This window comes from Paenibacillus caseinilyticus (genome assembly GCF_027533645.1).
GTDB classification, from domain to species: Bacteria; Bacillota; Bacilli; order Paenibacillales; family NBRC-103111; genus Paenibacillus_G; species Paenibacillus_G caseinilyticus.
Genome location: NZ_JAQAGY010000014.1, coordinates 58,866 through 74,043 on the forward strand (window position 1 = coordinate 58,866; position 15,178 = coordinate 74,043).

The 15,178-nt window shown below is 54.3% G+C and carries 19 protein-coding genes; 15 read left to right on the top strand and 4 right to left on the bottom strand.

All coding sequences use genetic code 11. The features are described 5' to 3' along the window. Window positions 1–45: 45 nt before the first annotated feature. Window positions 46–648 (bottom strand): nitroreductase family protein, encoded by a 603-nt coding sequence (locus O9H32_RS20040; protein WP_269867908.1) that lies wholly within the window; start codon window positions 646–648, stop codon window positions 46–48. 369 nt (window positions 649–1,017) lie between these two features. Between O9H32_RS20040 and O9H32_RS20045 the strand changes: the two genes are divergently transcribed. The 3 genes from O9H32_RS20045 to O9H32_RS20055 all read left to right on the top strand — a co-directional run bounded on the left by O9H32_RS20045 (window position 1,018) and on the right by O9H32_RS20055 (window position 3,300). Next, complete coding sequence (locus O9H32_RS20045; protein ID WP_269867909.1) at window positions 1,018–1,332, top strand: DUF1904 family protein; 315 nt, start codon at window positions 1,018–1,020, stop codon at window positions 1,330–1,332. A gap of 358 nt (window positions 1,333–1,690) precedes the next feature. Then, window positions 1,691–2,320: a class I SAM-dependent methyltransferase gene (locus O9H32_RS20050; RefSeq protein WP_269867910.1), complete on the top strand. Its 630-nt coding sequence runs from the start codon at window positions 1,691–1,693 to the stop codon at window positions 2,318–2,320. A 158-nt stretch (window positions 2,321–2,478) separates the two neighbouring features. Further along, a complete protein-coding gene (locus O9H32_RS20055) occupies window positions 2,479–3,300 on the top strand; it encodes a hypothetical protein (protein WP_269867911.1) in 822 nt (273 codons plus the stop codon). A 350-nt stretch (window positions 3,301–3,650) separates the two neighbouring features. Here the strand turns inward: O9H32_RS20055 and O9H32_RS20060 are convergent, their stop codons facing one another. Further along, a complete protein-coding gene (locus O9H32_RS20060; protein WP_269867912.1) occupies window positions 3,651–3,857 on the bottom strand; it encodes a hypothetical protein in 207 nt (68 codons plus the stop codon). 355 nt (window positions 3,858–4,212) lie between these two features. On the opposite strand from O9H32_RS20060, the gene O9H32_RS20065 reads away from it, so the two are divergent. The 3 genes from O9H32_RS20065 (at window position 4,213) to O9H32_RS20075 (ending at window position 6,669) form a co-directional block, all read left to right on the top strand. Then, the gene (locus O9H32_RS20065) at window positions 4,213–4,743 is read left to right on the top strand and encodes a DinB family protein (RefSeq protein ID WP_269867913.1); all 531 of its coding nucleotides are present in this window, start codon (window positions 4,213–4,215) and stop codon (window positions 4,741–4,743) included. 61 nt (window positions 4,744–4,804) lie between these two features. Then, window positions 4,805–5,281, top strand: coding sequence for a GNAT family N-acetyltransferase (locus O9H32_RS20070; RefSeq protein ID WP_269867914.1), 477 nt, complete (start codon window positions 4,805–4,807; stop codon window positions 5,279–5,281). 167 nt (window positions 5,282–5,448) lie between these two features. Beyond that, a complete protein-coding gene (locus O9H32_RS20075; RefSeq protein WP_269867915.1) occupies window positions 5,449–6,669 on the top strand; it encodes a hypothetical protein in 1,221 nt (406 codons plus the stop codon). A gap of 97 nt (window positions 6,670–6,766) precedes the next feature. Here the strand turns inward: O9H32_RS20075 and O9H32_RS20080 are convergent, their stop codons facing one another. Beyond that, on the bottom strand, window positions 6,767–7,696 hold the full coding sequence (locus O9H32_RS20080; RefSeq protein ID WP_269867916.1) for a GNAT family N-acetyltransferase: 930 nt from the start codon (window positions 7,694–7,696) through the stop codon (window positions 6,767–6,769). Between the two features lie 262 nt (window positions 7,697–7,958). Here O9H32_RS20080 and O9H32_RS20085 point away from each other — a divergent pair, with 262 nt between their 5' ends. The 7 genes from O9H32_RS20085 to O9H32_RS20115 all read left to right on the top strand — a co-directional run bounded on the left by O9H32_RS20085 (window position 7,959) and on the right by O9H32_RS20115 (window position 13,791). Then, window positions 7,959–8,180 carry an alpha/beta-type small acid-soluble spore protein gene (locus tag O9H32_RS20085; protein ID WP_269867917.1) on the top strand — a complete coding sequence of 74 codons (222 nt, stop codon included), beginning with the start codon at window positions 7,959–7,961 and terminating at the stop codon, window positions 8,178–8,180. Between the two features lie 350 nt (window positions 8,181–8,530). Then, a complete protein-coding gene (locus tag O9H32_RS20090; protein ID WP_269867918.1) occupies window positions 8,531–8,866 on the top strand; it encodes a PadR family transcriptional regulator in 336 nt (111 codons plus the stop codon). Beyond that, window positions 8,863–10,173 carry an FtsW/RodA/SpoVE family cell cycle protein gene (locus O9H32_RS20095; protein ID WP_269867919.1) on the top strand — a complete coding sequence of 437 codons (1,311 nt, stop codon included), beginning with the start codon at window positions 8,863–8,865 and terminating at the stop codon, window positions 10,171–10,173. Before O9H32_RS20090 ends, O9H32_RS20095 begins: the two co-directional genes overlap by 4 nt. 118 nt (window positions 10,174–10,291) lie before the next feature. Continuing rightward, complete coding sequence (locus O9H32_RS20100; RefSeq protein ID WP_269867920.1) at window positions 10,292–10,609, top strand: S-layer homology domain-containing protein; 318 nt, start codon at window positions 10,292–10,294, stop codon at window positions 10,607–10,609. 244 nt (window positions 10,610–10,853) lie between these two features. Then, window positions 10,854–11,771: a helix-turn-helix transcriptional regulator gene (locus O9H32_RS20105; RefSeq protein ID WP_269867921.1), complete on the top strand. Its 918-nt coding sequence runs from the start codon at window positions 10,854–10,856 to the stop codon at window positions 11,769–11,771. Window positions 11,772–11,853: 82 nt separating this feature from the next. Further along, window positions 11,854–12,381, top strand: coding sequence for a DinB family protein (locus O9H32_RS20110; RefSeq protein WP_269867922.1), 528 nt, complete (start codon window positions 11,854–11,856; stop codon window positions 12,379–12,381). Between the two features lie 561 nt (window positions 12,382–12,942). Further along, window positions 12,943–13,791 (top strand): alpha/beta fold hydrolase, encoded by an 849-nt coding sequence (locus O9H32_RS20115; RefSeq protein ID WP_269867923.1) that lies wholly within the window; start codon window positions 12,943–12,945, stop codon window positions 13,789–13,791. A 12-nt stretch (window positions 13,792–13,803) separates the two neighbouring features. Here O9H32_RS20115 and O9H32_RS20120 read toward each other — a convergent pair whose 3' ends face one another. Beyond that, window positions 13,804–13,995 carry a hypothetical protein gene (locus O9H32_RS20120; RefSeq protein WP_269867924.1) on the bottom strand — a complete coding sequence of 64 codons (192 nt, stop codon included), beginning with the start codon at window positions 13,993–13,995 and terminating at the stop codon, window positions 13,804–13,806. A gap of 94 nt (window positions 13,996–14,089) precedes the next feature. Between O9H32_RS20120 and O9H32_RS20125 the strand changes: the two genes are divergently transcribed. Both O9H32_RS20125 and rpiA read left to right on the top strand, forming a co-directional pair. Then, window positions 14,090–14,413 carry an iron chelate uptake ABC transporter family permease subunit gene (locus O9H32_RS20125; protein WP_269867925.1) on the top strand — a complete coding sequence of 108 codons (324 nt, stop codon included), beginning with the start codon at window positions 14,090–14,092 and terminating at the stop codon, window positions 14,411–14,413. Window positions 14,414–14,478: 65 nt separating this feature from the next. Beyond that, entirely contained in the window at window positions 14,479–15,153 is a 675-nt protein-coding gene (gene rpiA, locus O9H32_RS20130) for a ribose-5-phosphate isomerase RpiA (protein ID WP_269867926.1), read from the top strand. The last annotated feature ends 25 nt before the right edge of the window (window positions 15,154–15,178 follow it).

Below are 15,178 nucleotides of genomic sequence, written 5' to 3' on the forward strand. Positions count from 1 at the left end.
ACAAGAGGAGCTGCAGCCCACAGCTCCTCTCCTACCTCAACGTTCTTATTGGTGAACCTTGACCCTCTCGTCGACCGGCTTGAATTCCTTGTCCCCCGGAGGCGCTGCCGGCTGGCCGAACGGCATCTGCGCGATGAGCTGCCATGTGGCGGGGATGTCCCATTCCGACCGGACCAACTCGTCGATCAGCGGATTGTAGTGCTGCAGCGAGGCGCCGAGCCCTTCGAGCTCCAGGGCCGTCCAGATCACGTACTGCAGCATGCCGCTGGATTGCTGTGACCAGGTCGGGAAGCGTTCGGCATAGGAAGGGAACTTCGCCTGCAAGGCTTCCACATCGGATTGGTCCTCGAAATACAGGATGGAACCATAGCCTGCCCGGAAGCTGCCGATGCGCTTCTCCGTCGATGCGAAGCTGTCAGGCGGCACGATGGCCTTCAGCACTCCGAGGGTAATATCCCACAGCTTGTCATGCTGTTCTCCGAACAGCACAAGCACCCGCGCACTCTGCGAGTTGAAGGCGGATGGCGTATGCTTCACCGCTTCCCTGACGATCTGCTCAATCCGTTCTTGGCCCACTTGTGTATCCTTGCTAATGCTGTAGATCGTACGGCGGCTGCGTACAGCCTCCAAAAAGGCATTGGCGTTCATAGCGAATCCTCCTTTGGTTGTGTTCCTCACTCTTGTCCTTACCCGAAACGGATGGCCGTTACGCTCATCTTGGTCGCTTCCTCTCCGGTGAAGGTCGTCCCGAGGGAGACACGTCTCCCGGGGCTGCGGGGTGCGTATACCCAATGTCATCCTCCTTGGGGAGGCCACTTGGAATATCATGGTACGCATTCCTCTCCAGCTTTCCCCAACTGCTCGGGGCCTATTCCGGGGAGCAGTACTCCAGAGCGTTGCGCTTCGAACCCCGTAGGCGTAGAATGGGTAGAGCGCTGTCGCACGGCAGAGAGATCGGAGCTCCTGCCCGGTGCGGCGCCTCTTGCCACACAACACCGACGAAATGAAGGGATAACCGTGCCGTATTTACGTTTCAAAGGCTTCCCCCGAGGGGATGTCGAACAGCTTGCTCCGCTTGTAGTGGAGGAATTCGCCCATATCGTGAAAGTCCCGCAGGAGATCGTGAAGATCGAGCTTCTGCCTGTGGAGCCGATCTTGAACAGCCCCTTATCCGTGGAGATCCTCATGTTCCCGAGAGACCAGGCGATTCATAACGACATTGCCGCCCGGCTCGACGCCATGTTGAAAGAGTATGGACACAACCATGTCCATATCTTTTTTATCCTCCTGACCCGGGCGCTGTACTATAAAGAAGGACAGCCGCTGGAGTAGCGAACGGCGAATGCCGGCGGCCAGGGAGAAGCGCTGAGAGTGCTTCTCTTTTTTTTGGAAAAAGCGCTGAAAGTGCTTCTCTTTTTTTTTGGAAAAAGCGCTGAGAGTGCTTCTCTTTTTTTGGGTAAAGGCGCTAAAAGTGCTTCTCTTTTTTGCAGGCTGTGCAATGCTTCTGCCTTGGATAGCAGCAGCAAGCGTGAACTCCTTCAATTCCAGCAATCCCGCATTACAGGGCATACTGTTCCTGTACGTGTGACGGATGAGATCGGGGAGCAAAAACGTAGGGCAAGGTCTGTATGTCCGCATAGCCGCAGCCACTGTTGTTCGCTTTGAAAAAAACACAAAAGGAGATCGAGGGATGACCGAATTTTGGGAATCAAGTTTTATAGAAAATCAACAGATGTGGGGATGGGAACCTTCAGACTCAGCTATCGTGACAAAGGACTTTTTCCTTGAAAAGAAAGTGAAGGATATATTGATACCCGGTATTGGATATGGCAGAAATGCAAAGGTTTTTATTGACAACGGAATCCATGTAACTGGGATTGAGATTTCCAAAACAGCGATGGATATGGCAAGGCAAAAAGGGCTGAATATGCGTGTTTTTCATGGTTCCGTAACGGATATGCCTTTTGATAACAAACGGTATGACGGTATATTTTGTTATGCTCTTATTCACTTATTGAATCATCGGGAGAGGGAGAAGTTTATTAGAGATTGCTATAATCAGTTAAAACCAAACGGATATATGATTTTTACTGCGATTTCCAAAGAAGCCCCCATGTTTGGAAAGGGCAAACAACTTGATAAAGACTATTTCGAGATCATGGAAGGGATAAGCATGTTTTTTTATGATGCTGACTCGATAAGACAAGAATTTGGAAACTATGGACTGATGGAATATTCGGAAATTGTGGAGCCGCATAAGCATGTGGAAAATAAAGCTCCATTTGCATTTATCATGGTAAAATGTAAAAAAGAATTGTAATTACATAACCGATTCAACAAAAACCTTCAGGTGCTTAAGCATTATTCATATGAACAACCCTATTCTTAAATATAGCCTTTTGCTAAAAGCGCAGAGCGCTTCTTTTTTTGCGTGGCGTTCGGGCGGCGGCATCCTTGTCGGGGTCAGGCAAAGGACATTTGGCGGCAGGGCTAGAATACAATGGAGGGAGAAGAGACGAATGGGATGCCCCATGCGGGCGTCCCCACGCGAAGGAGACGATGCGCTTGATCTACCTGATCATTCTAATCGCCATTGCGGCGGTATGGCTGCTGCTGGGCCGGAACGGCCGAAAGAAGGAAGGGGCGAGGCTGCGCATACATCCTCCGGAGGATGCCTCTGCGGTTGACGCTTCCCCGGACGTACCGGTCCCCTTCGGTTACAAATCGCAGTGGTATGCGGTACGGAGCACGGATACACAGGCCGTAGCGGAAGCGTTCGACCTTCGGGAGGCACTCCCATGCAACTGGAACAGCGGCCTCCGCCGTGCATCGGATTTTACCGGCGTCTTCGTGACGCCGCCCCTCCGCGGCTGGATCCTCGTGGTAGGATGGTCGCTTCCCGACCTGAGCAGCCCACAAGGGGAGCCATACAGCGTCACGAGCCTGCTGCAGCGCCTCAGCCGCGACTTCGGCGAAGCCCACTATTACGCTACGCACCGGGTAGTCGAATACCATGCTTGGGCGCAGGCCACAGGAGGTGAGCTGGTGAGGGGGTACGCGTATGCAGGGGAATCGGAGGAGACCGTACTGGATATCGGTGAGCGGACCGCTGAGGAGCGGGAGCTGGGACTGAGTTACGGGAGTTCCCTGGAAGAAGGGGAGGAAGACGACGACGTCCGCATGCGGCCAACCGAAGAAGATGTCGTTCGTCTGGCCGGCCTGTGGAGCGTGAATCCCTTGGCCCCTCCGGAGCCGGAGAAGGCGGATACCGGCTGGACGGGGCAGCTGCCTGCCGGCTAGGCCTGGACACAGGCAGATCTGTCAGAGACGCCGCATGATAGAGTGGTTCAAAGAAAGTCTCGGCTGAGAAATTCGTTAGTGTCATTAACTATCTGCGGAAGCGTGGGTAGAGTCCTGTATATCGCGAAGCAAGCGTCAGCGTCGGACGCCGCAGCGGTTGCACTGCTCTTCGAAGCAGATCCGATCCGCTGGTTTAGCGTTCGGGGGGGGGGCCGTCAACTTCGAGGAAGCGGAGCTGTGCCGTACGCTGCGCGCGCAAGGCGAGTACAGCGTGAGGGCCCGCTCTGCCAGAGTTTGGCGAGGGGCCCATTGTCGGAGGTCGAGACATACTTACATAGAAGCCGGCAAGTTTAGCTGACGATGAGGTAAATGACCATGTAGACGACCCAGACCCCAAGCGAGAGGATGTTCAAATAGGACAAGCGGAGAAGGTTGCCCTTGGTCTGCTTGGTATAGTTATCATTCTCCTCGGTGTTCTCCGTGGAGCCTGCCACCTTGAGCGTAGCGATCACGCTGATAATCCCGATGAGTACCAAAAAGGAATAGTAGATGGTCATGTGGGTGTGCCTCCTTTGTGCTTATGATTTCATTATAAATGCATGAAGGAGGCAGTGTTGTGATCACAGTCACAAATCAAAGAGCTGTCCTGAGGCCTAGAGCTGCACCAAGTCTTCCTAACGGTAAATAGGGTGATTACCATACCGCCTAACGACCCCGCCTCCGCAGATGAGGATAGGGCGAAGCGCTGCCGGAGAGAAAGAACATACAGTCATTGAAGAATCGCGTACATCGCGGTTTTTTTTGTTGTATGGATGTATCAAGCAGGTACTCACTATTTTGAATAAAAATTCACTATAGTGTATAATTATTGAATTGAATTTGATATTTTCAAAAGGGAAAGAAGGTCGTTGAATGAACTTGCCCGTTATTATTCAAAACGAAATGAACAAACAACTGCAAAGAATAGAAACATGTGTAAGCTTATTGTCTGAAGAGCAAATCTGGAATAAATTCAAACCAAGTATGAATAGCATTGGCAACTTATGTCTTCACCTTGCAGGAAACGAATATCAGCATTTGGTGAGCGGCATGGGTGGTATGCCCTTTGTACGAACAAGAACGCGTGAATTCACTGAAAACAATGGAAGGTCGGGAAATGAATTATTAGAACTGCTCCACAATGTCAGGCTGCAATCATCCCAAGTTCTCGAACATCTGTCGGAAACCAGTCTTGAAAAAGTCGTCAGCATTCATTATTCAAGCGATGATTGGAATAGCATGGTGGCGCGTCCCCGGTTTGAAGAACAGTCCTATTATTCCAAAACCATTGAAACCATTCTGATCCAAGTCTGCGAACATTATAGTTATCATACCGGCCAAATTGTTATTCTTACTAAGTTATTAAACGAGAATCCGCACCCTATTACGGGTACATCTCATTGAGATGGGACGAACGGGTTGGTTATATATCATGTAGCTATCTACTGAAAAAGGTGGGATATCCATGTACTTCATAAAGCAAGCGACAGCGGCGGATGCCGATGCGGTCGCCGTATTATTCGAAGCGCTGATCCGCGAGATTGTGGAGCGTTCGGGTGGAACGACGACCGCCTTCGGTGAAGCGGATCCGGTGGAGCTGTCCCGCACGCTGCTTGCGGGAGGCGAGTATCGCGTGTGGCTCGCTCTGCAGGAGGCAAGTGGCGAGCCGGCGGGCTTCCTCTCGCTGCACGGAAGCGCTTCGCTCTATGCCGGCGGTCGCTTCGGCATCATCCAAGAACTGTACGTCCGCCCGGCGGACCGCTCTCATGGACTGGGCCGGAGGCTGCTGGAAGCTGCCGCCGCGTATGCCGCGGAGTCAGGGTGGAAGCGTCTGGAAGTGTGCACGCCTCCGCTGCCGGCGTTCGAGCGTTCCCTCGCGTTCTACGAGAGGGAAGGATTCGTAGTCACGGGAGGGCGGAAGCTGAAGCTGACGGTAACCTAGGCGGATATAGTGTGAAACGGCAGGCGGTGAGTATTGTATAGTCCCGCCGACCGTACAGAACTGCAGCTCCGGATCATAATAGAGAACGCAACTTCCCCCGGATCTCCGGCGTCTGTAATGAAAACGGGAAGGAGGCGCTGGCCATCAACGGAACAAGAATAGCGGCCTTGACAGGTGTGCTGCTCGCCGGACTTGTGCTTGCCGGCGGCAGGGCCGAGGCGCTGGACGCCATGAAGACAGACCAAGTCGTCGTGACGGCACAGACGAATCTGCTGCACGATTACCGTAAGCCGGATTCCATAGCCGGATCGATAGCAGGGATTCAAGTGGTGAAGCTGGCCTGCGAACCTCAGGAGTGGGATTGCGGCAAGAAGTCCGGGGGGAAGGAATACATCCCTGTGCAGACCTGGCTCGGCAAGAAATGGATTGAAGATGACGCGAGAGTGGTGTACGGCAGCTACGAGGAATTGGACCGCGAGATCACACTGGACTCGGATACGATGCTGTACGATAGGCCGGTAGGCTCCGGTTTCTATGCGCCGTCCGAGCTGCCGCCGGGAACTGGGCAAAGTCTCGCGCCGCAGAAGATTCGTGTGACCGGTGCGGTGCACTATATGCACAAGTGGGTCCGTTCGGGCCGCGGCATGCTGGAGGGGAGCGGCACTTGGTACCGTGTGCCCACGAGCTGGATGGGGGACCGGTGGATCTTGGATCCCTTCATTCCCGAGGACATCAAAGAGCTCCCTACGGATACGCTGCTTCAGCTGAGCGGTGACGAACCGCTCTATGATTATCCGCATGCCGCCGCGGGTAGGGGGGAGCAGGCACCCGCGGGTGTCGTCCAGCCTGTAGCCTTCTCTATTTTCACTGTCAAGACTGAGATTGTGATCTGGTACAAGTTCCAACGTGCGGATGGCAGCCTGAAGTGGGTCCAGATCGAGAACACAAGCCATGCCAAACAGAGGGAATTCAAGCTGGATCACCAGCAAGTGAACATCCACACGGCCGTTAGGCTGTTCGATTCGCCGGGGGTGCCGGGAGCAGAGCCGCAGCTGTGGCTTCAGCCGGGTAGTTATGCGGCGGATGAAGTGGACAACGGCTGGGTGCATATCGAGACCCCGGAGGGGTGGAAGTGGGTCAACCTCGACCGGGCTTTCTTGGAACGGCCGATCGGCATTAAGGCTACGACGGAGACGGTCAGGCTGGGCCCGGAGACACAGGCGTATTCGTTCCCGCTGAGCGGGGAAGTCAGCCACAGGCAAGGGTCGTTCAGCGAGCAGACGGCACAGGCGTTCGAGAAGTGGACTTCGCCGCAGGGCGTGGACTGGTACCATATTCCCAGCTTCAGCGGTACGGTATGGGTGCCGGAGAAGCCGCTGCCGGAGTGAAGGATTGTCTGATACAGTCTGCGCTCAAGCAAGGATCCATACGACAGGCCGGATTTTCCCAAAGGGAGAAGCCGGCCTGATCTGTATTCGCCCCGTATTACCCCTCGATCACCTTTTCGAAGATCGTAATTTCGTACACGGATTTCATGCCTGCCTTCTCATAGAGCCGGTAAGCCCCAGTCGTGTTCGAGGCATCGACACCGAGAGAGACAGATGGTTGACCCGCGGCGTAGGAGCTATGGAACGCTTGCTGCAGCAGGGCGCTGCCGAGTCCTCTTCCCCGGTATGCGCTCCGCACGCCGATCTGGTTGATGTAGAGCGTGTCCTCCCGCATGCGGCCAAGTGCGAACCCGGCGACTTCGCGATTCTCTCCGCGGGCGATGATCCACCATGCGGGAGAGAAAGAGGGCAGGCGCGTCTTCTCCAACCATGCGTCGTATGCAGGGGCAGCAAAGTCCCAGTGGTCGGCGAACGATTCGATGTAAGCCTCATAGACCTCGCGCTCATCGCGGTCCGGAGCGAATGGATTCAGTGTGATGCCTTGCGGCACATCCGGCAGCTGTGGAGCCGATTCCATGCGGATGCCGAGCCTTTTGAAATAACGGACGGGGACGAATCCGCGCGAGCTGACCAAGTCAGCGGCATCTTGACGCTGTGTGGGAATGACGTTCTGGAGCCGTTTACGCTGGCCCGATGCGGCGGAGAGCATTCTTGCCCGCTGCTCGACAGCATCCAAGAGGGCTGAGCCGACGCCTGTGCCTCGGGCCGACGGGTGAATGAAGCCGCAGGAGAACAGCTTCTCGTCGCTGTCTTCTTCGAGGAATGCATAGCCGGCGAGGGTGCCGCCGTCTCGCTCGGCGATCCAGACATTGTGCCCCAGATCCAAGCCTGCCCACATGTCGAGCAGCTCGCCGAGATCAAAGTCGGGCGTGCCAAAATCTTCGATATCGCAGGCGATCACGAGATCGCAGACGGCTTGTGCGTCTTCCTGCTTGGGATGGCGAAGTGTAAGGGGAGCAGCTTTCATCAGGATAGGTCTCCGTTCTTTGTTCCATGATTCGTGGAGGGTTTCCGCGTACCGTTACTGTACTGGATCGCTCCCGTTCTTTCAAGTAAAAACAACAATCTAGGAACGGTAGAGGACTGCCCGCTGGGAACGCCGCAGACTCTCTTAAGGGAGGCTCAAGCCGGGCATTTGAAAAAAACATGAAAAATGGAGTTTCGAAAGTGAATACGATATCAAAGACCATGACATACTAGCTTTACACCACCAGAAAGGGATGATTTTCATGGCTAACAGAAGAAGCAGCAACACCCTGGTTGTTCAGCAGGCACAGCAAGCATTGGATCAGCTGAAATACGAGGTTGCGCAGGAGCTTGGAATTCAAATCCCGCAAGACGGTTACTACGGTTACATGGCAACGCGCGATACGGGCGCAATCGGCGGACACATCACACGCCGTCTCGTTCAAATTGCAGAGCAGCAGCTCAGCGGACGCTCGCTCCGTTAGTCCTAGGGAAGCTGCGAAGGCAAGGTTGGCTGATTCCTCCTATTGGCATAACTTAGGGACCTAACCGCATGATGCGGTTGGGTCCCTATTTTGTCTTCCGGTGCATGCTGAATGGCAGGGGCAGGGACAAGGCTGAATCCCAGCTGCTCAACCTGCTGCGCCGAAGGGGACAGCTCGCCGGGAATTCCGGCTTGACGTCCAACCGGCAGCAGTAGAAGCGTTCCTCTCAGGCAGTGAACTGGGCGGGACGTTTTTTGTGTTTACACATATGGAAAAATATTGTAATCTATAGCATAGATATCCGATGCATAGGATGACAATGCATTAAGCTAACGGAAAGGAGGTGACCCATGACACCGGTGAACAAGGAATTATTGAAGGGCAGTACGACGACCATGGTGCTGACCCTGCTCGAAGGGAAGGATCTATACGGCTACGAGCTGATCAAAGAACTGGAACGCCGCTCCGGCGGAACGTTCATGCTCAAGGAAGGAACGTTGTATCCGATCCTGCACAGTATGGAGAGCGAGCAGTGGGTCGAAGCGTATTGGCAGGAGGTGGAGGGGCGCAGACGCAAGTATTACCGGATGACGGACAAGGGCCGGGGACAGCTGAAGGAGAAGAAAGCGGAGTGGGTGCTCTTCCGCCGTTCTGTAGATAGAGTCTTGGGGGAGGGGCGGGTATGATCTGGGATCAGGAGGAGGTACGTAGCTACCTTAACCAAGTATGCTCGAAGATACGTGCGCGGGAAGTACATAGGGAGATCCGGCAGGAGCTCGCAAGTCATATCGAGGAACTCGCTGAGGAGAAAGAAGCGGAAGGCTGTGCCAGGGAGGAGGCCGTCCGCTGGGCGGTAAGACAGATGGGAGATCCGGCCGAGGTAGGATGGAATCTGCACCGCATCCACAGGCCCCGGCTGCATGCAGGGCTGCTTGCCGGCGTGCTGCTTCTTGTCCTGCTCGGCGTGATCTCTATGTATGCGGTAGACGCAGCTGTGGGGTACGGTGTGCTGCTGGAACACAGGATCGCAGGCGCCGCATCCGGTATGGGGGCACTGCTCGGTCTCTACTTCTTCGATTACCGGAAGCTGGAAGATTGGCCGGGCGGCCTGTACTCCCTAGCCTTAGTTGCTATGTTCGCATGCTTATGGGGTTATCTGGATATGGCGGGAAGAAGGGTTATTCCTATGAGCCCTTTCTTGCTCGATTGGATGATCGTCAGCTGCTTATTAATTCTTTCGGCGGCAGGGAATCTTCGGGCTTGGCGGACCAGGAGACGGGGGGTTTGGCTGAAGTCGACTTGTTTCTATGTGCTGGTTCCACTCCTGTTCTTTGTGAAGTTTCATTGGTTTCTGGGCCTTCTCGTGTACTTGTCCGGTTATACGTTGGTATGCGCCATGGTGACGGGCAGACATACCCTGGCGGCGCTGCAAACCTGCGGGGGCTTGGGACTGTCCGCAGGTTTGGCGATGTGGGTACTGGACAAAAGAGAGCAGATCTTGCACAGGCTGGATGTCTTTATGAATCCCAATGCTCATAACAAAGACGGATCTTACCAAATAATGGAAATGAAAGAGGCTATCGAATCGGCCGGATGGTGGGGCCATGGCGTAGGGAACCTGGGCCAGAAACTGCCCGGGCTCAGCCAGGAGTCGGTCTTGGCTTATCTCATCCATTCGTTCGGCTGGTGGAGCGGGGCCTTCCTGATTGCAGCGGTCATCCTGCTCTTATCCAGCATGGGTTCGGTGCCAACCCGGGTCTCCGATCCGTACGGAAGGGCGGTGAGTGCCGGCTTGACCGCCATGCTGGCCGTTCAGTTCGGGTACAGCATCCTGATGACATTCGGCTGGCTGCCGATCATCGGGATTTCGCCTCCCTTCTTCAGTGCAGATACGAGCTGCATGATGATCGAGATGGCGGTCATTGGGTTGGTTCTCGGCATCTACCGGCGCAAGGATATAATAGGAAAAGGCGGCAAGCATGTCGTCCGGTAGGATGGCGGTTGTGGCGTGGGATGGGTCTCTATTCAGAAGCGGGAATCGATCCATATTAAGAGAAGGAACAGGCTGGGGGGGCCGCGTATAGGATGGAATTCGTGGAGATGAGCACGACTTGCAGAGCCGAGATGGCACATTCCGCGCCCAGCTGCCGGTTACCCGGCAAGAGCTGGCCGTCATGCTGCAGCGGGCCATGGCTTACGCCGGTGAATCTGCCGCTGTCGGCGCAAGTGAGCAGGAGGGCATCCTTGCCCCGTTCGGCGACCGGGCGGCCATTGCAGACTGGGCTGCCGACGCTGTCGGCGTACAGGTGAAGCTTGGGGTGATTCAAGGCTTCGAGGACGGCACCTTCCAGCCTGATGCCTCGGCGGACCGCGGGCAGGCAGCGGTCATGCTGTACCGCACATTAGCGCAGTTGAAGTTTGAGGAGTAAAGGAAGACACAGATCCGGAAGGGCTCATCTGCCGCCGGGTCTGTGTTTTTTTCTTGTGCGGACCCGGACCCGCATGTCTTTGGATCATAGGAGATGGCCGTGTCCAGATGCTGTCGTTAGGGGGCTAGAATGTGGTAGCTTTTCGCTCCGATCAATCAGTATCATTGTAAGCGCCTGACAGCCTGAACAAATCTGTTATAATAATGACCTGCAATACGATATGGAGGAGCGGGCGGGGATAGCTATGAAATTGGAACGATTGATCTCGATGATCTACAAGCTGTTGAACCACGAAGTTTTATCTGCCTCCATGCTGGCTGAAGAGTATCAGGTTTCCACACGCACCATCTATAGGGATATCGATATCATCTGTGCCGCTGGCTTCCCGGTCATATCGTATCAGGGGATGAACGGCGGCTATGGCATGATGGACGGATATAAAATGGATAAAAGCTTGCTTGGTTCATATGATGTCGCTTCCCTGATTACTGTGCTCAGAAGCCTCTCTTCCGTGTTTGAAGACGAGCGAGCGCAGGGAACCATTGAACGGCTGCAAACGATTGGAACGGAGCATCAGACCCCGGGTCTTGCGGTGGACCTCGAAACCCGCCGTACGGAACCCGACGCGCTTCCTCATTTACGCACGGCCATAACGGAGCGAAATGTCGTCCGTTTCGATTACATCAATACAAAGAATGAACGCACCACCCGTGAAACGGAACCGGTGAGGCTTCATTTTAAATACAGCAATTGGTACCTATTCGGTTATTGCCGGACACGTCGGAATTATCGGGAGTTCCGGCTATCCCGGATGATGAATTTGTCCCTGACCCAGGATACCTTTCAGCCACATCACAAGGTACCGAAAGAGGCTGGTTTTTTAACCGGGGCATGGCAAGATCAGGTGGAGGAAGTAGTAATCCGGGTGGGACCTGAGGCTTTGGCCGGAGCGATGGATCAGTTTCACCAGGTTGATAAGCAATTTCATGCCGATGGAAGTATGACGATGCGAATCCCTGTTTACAGGCCATTGGAAGCACGTTGGCTGTGGTCCATTTTGCTGAGTTTTGGCAGCGGTGCCGAAGTCCTTGAACCCCCTGCACTGCGAAGCCTCTTGAAAGAACAGCTTCAAAATACACTCAAACTATATGAAGAAGTATGACAGACTGTTGTCATACTTCTTTTTTTATAATCACAACAGAAACAAAAACAAATCCATGAATAACCAAAAGGAGACGACACAAATGAAAAACCAAAACCACCCCGTAGAAATGTTTACATACCACACATGGGCCAACCGGACGATCCTGGGAAGAATCAAGGAACTCCCGTCCTCTGTACTGAGTCAAGAAGTGAACAGTTCCTTTCCCACCATCGCCCATGCCCTTAGCCATATGTATGCGGTGGATAAGATGTGGTATCTGGTTTTAGCAGGCACGGGTATGGGAGAGGCGCTGCAAGCCTGCATGCCGCTCAACGCGAGCATTCTGGATACTGTGGATGAATACGCCAATAGCTTTGCCCTGTTATCGGAACAATACAGAGAATGGTTCCGAAGCCAAGCCGATCTGGAGCAACCCCTTCTGCTTGACAATCCATTCGCCGGCATCCGCCTTACACGCTTATCGGAAATTGTGCTGCAAGTCGTCAATCACGGGACCTATCATAGGGGCAATATTTCTACCATGCTGCGTCAGCTTGGCCACGCTTCCACCATGAATGACTATTCCCTTTTTTGGTATCAGGAACCTGCGGAATCGATGAACCTCTGACGGAAGAACATGGACAGATCACCCCTTTTACAAACAAAACCGTAAACTATGATGCTTTCATTTATATGAATGATGGGGCGGCCATAGGAAGAATGAACGGTGACCCGATGCTCGATGCTCGAGAACATCTATTTCGACGAATTTATCTAAGATGAAGTGTCGCTTTTCACTATGGCTTTGTAAATCCAACCCAACGATTGACAGAACAAGAAAATAGATGTTAATATACAGATACTTTCATTTGGACGGAGGGGTTCGTGTGGCAAACTAATTTTTCGGTAAACCATTGCACAGTAAGAATAGAGTTTTTTGGCCTTCACTTTGCGGCCTTCTCGTGTGCATAGTAATCGAAGAATGGTATGCCTTCACGGTACCCGACAGAATGATGATGCTCGCTTACGATCCGACGATGAATCGACTTCGGTTGATTTACATGTGTCTTTCTTGAGGCCTATGTACTCGGCGATTCGTCATGCGTCCATTCTATTTTCTATCGATTGCTATGAACACAGGCTGCCGGCCTGTGTTTTTTATGTTATCTAACGATGGGAGAGATATAGAATGAACGAACGACTGTTTACGATGGATGGAATCGAACTATGCGCCGAAAGCTTCGGCAACCCGCAGCATCCGGCCATCCTGTTGATCATGGGGGCTCAAGCATCCATGGTGTGGTGGGATGAGGAATTCTGCGAGAGACTCGCAGCGCAAGGTCGGTATGTCATCCGCTACGATAACCGCGATGTTGGCCGATCTGCCACCTATGAGGTGGGCAATCCGGGGTACACCTTCGAGGATATGGCGGATGACGCGATTCGCGTCCTCGACCGATTCGGAACCGAGAAGGCGCACATCGTCGGCATCTCGATGGGCGGCATGCTGACGCAAATTTTGGCCCTGCGGCATCCGGCAAGGGTGCTTACCGTGACGCTTCTGGCGACTTCGAATTTTGCCCCCGATCTTCCGCCCATGGAAGATAAGGTTATGGCGTATTTTACCGAAGCAGCGGCAATCGATTGGACGAACGATGATGCGGTTATTGCCTTTACAGTGGGGAAATGGAAAGTCCTCGCGGGTTCGAGACATTCGTTCGAAGAGCAGCGAATATATGATTTGGCGGCGGCAGAGGTCAAGCGAAGCCGTAATATGGCGAGCATGAACAACCATGGCATGGTGACAGGCGGAGAATCCTACCTGACGCGGACCGGCGACATTGCCGTCCCGTCCCTGGTGATTCACGGCACGGAAGATCCCATTATTCCTTATGCGCATGGGGTCGCGCTTGCCGCGTCCATTCCCGGAGCAGCGCTGGTAACCTTGGAAGGAACGGGACATGAGCTTCATCGCGATGATTGGGACAGGATCATCGGCGAAATCACCAGACACTCGGGGGGGAACCGCGATCAATAACTGCTCTAGTATCTAACCTTTGCGTCCGCTTTGGGATCCGGGCTTGCTGACGGGCATTTTCTTCGCCTTCTCCGTCTTCATCATGACATCGCTCTCCCGGATTCCGGCGGAGCAAGGCATATCTGCGATGCAGTCCATGAATGTAACGATCGTACAATCCGGGTCCATCGTCGTGTACATGGGTACAACCGTTCTTAGCTTCATCTGATATCATCGTCCTTCGCCAATGGTAGCAGGGCGTGCGTCAGCTCGGCCACGCCCTACAAGCAGGAATGGTGGAATAAAGAACGAACCACGCATGATTTTGCTGTTCATCCGTGCGGCTTTGTCCGGTTCGACCATTACCGCGGCTGGCGGGGGCGGATTTGTCGGACGGATCGCACCGCATATGGCCGGCAAGCTGGTGGGTTCGGGCTTCGAGAGTGTCCTGCCTGTCTCTGTATTACTTGGCGGCGCGATTGACATGCTGGTTGACCTTGTGGGGAGAAGCTTTTTTCAGCCTCTGGATATCCCGGTTGGCGTATTCACATGGGCGGTGTTACATGGCGTTGATCTGCTCTTCACTGCCGGCTCCGTTTCGATAGTTCATTCCTATCGAATCCCGCTCGCGGATTTAGTATAATCTGGAATGAGAGGCGGACAGGCCGCCACACCCTATATACGATAATCCGAAGGAGGAACACCATCATGAATCCCAAACAGCTTGCCGCAGAGAAAGCGGTGGAATCGATCGAAGACGGGATGCTGGTCGGTCTCGGCACGGGGTCTACCGCCTACTTTGCGATCCGGCGGATAGCGGAGCGGGTGAAGGAGGGGCTGCGGATCCAGGCCGTCTCTTCATCGAAGCACTCCGAGGAACTGGCGCGGGAGTGGGGCATCCCGCTCGCTGCCTTCGAGGGGATCGGGGAGATCGATGTGACGATCGACGGGGCGGATGAGGCAGACGGTAACGGGTCGCTCATCAAAGGGGGAGGCGGAGCCTTGCTGCGGGAGAAAATCCTGGCGTACCACAGCCGCCGGATGATCGTCATTGTCGACGAGTCGAAACGGGTCGAGCGGCTCGGCGCGTTCCCCCTGCCGGTGGAGATCGTGCCGTTCGCAGAGAACTTGACGCTGCGCAGCCTGAAGGAGCTGGGGGGCGAACCGGAGCTCCGCAGGCAGGACGGCGGCGGGCTCTTCCGTACGGATAACGGCAACCTCATAGCGGACTGCCGGTTCGGATCCATCGCGGATGCGGCGGACCTCGAGCAGCGGCTGAACCTCATCCCGGGCGTCGTGGAGAACGGATTGTTCGTGCGGCGGGCGCACCGTATCGTCACCGGATATGCGAGCGGCCGGGTGACAGTAGAAGACTTCATGTGAATATTCTCCTATCCGGGTTCAAATC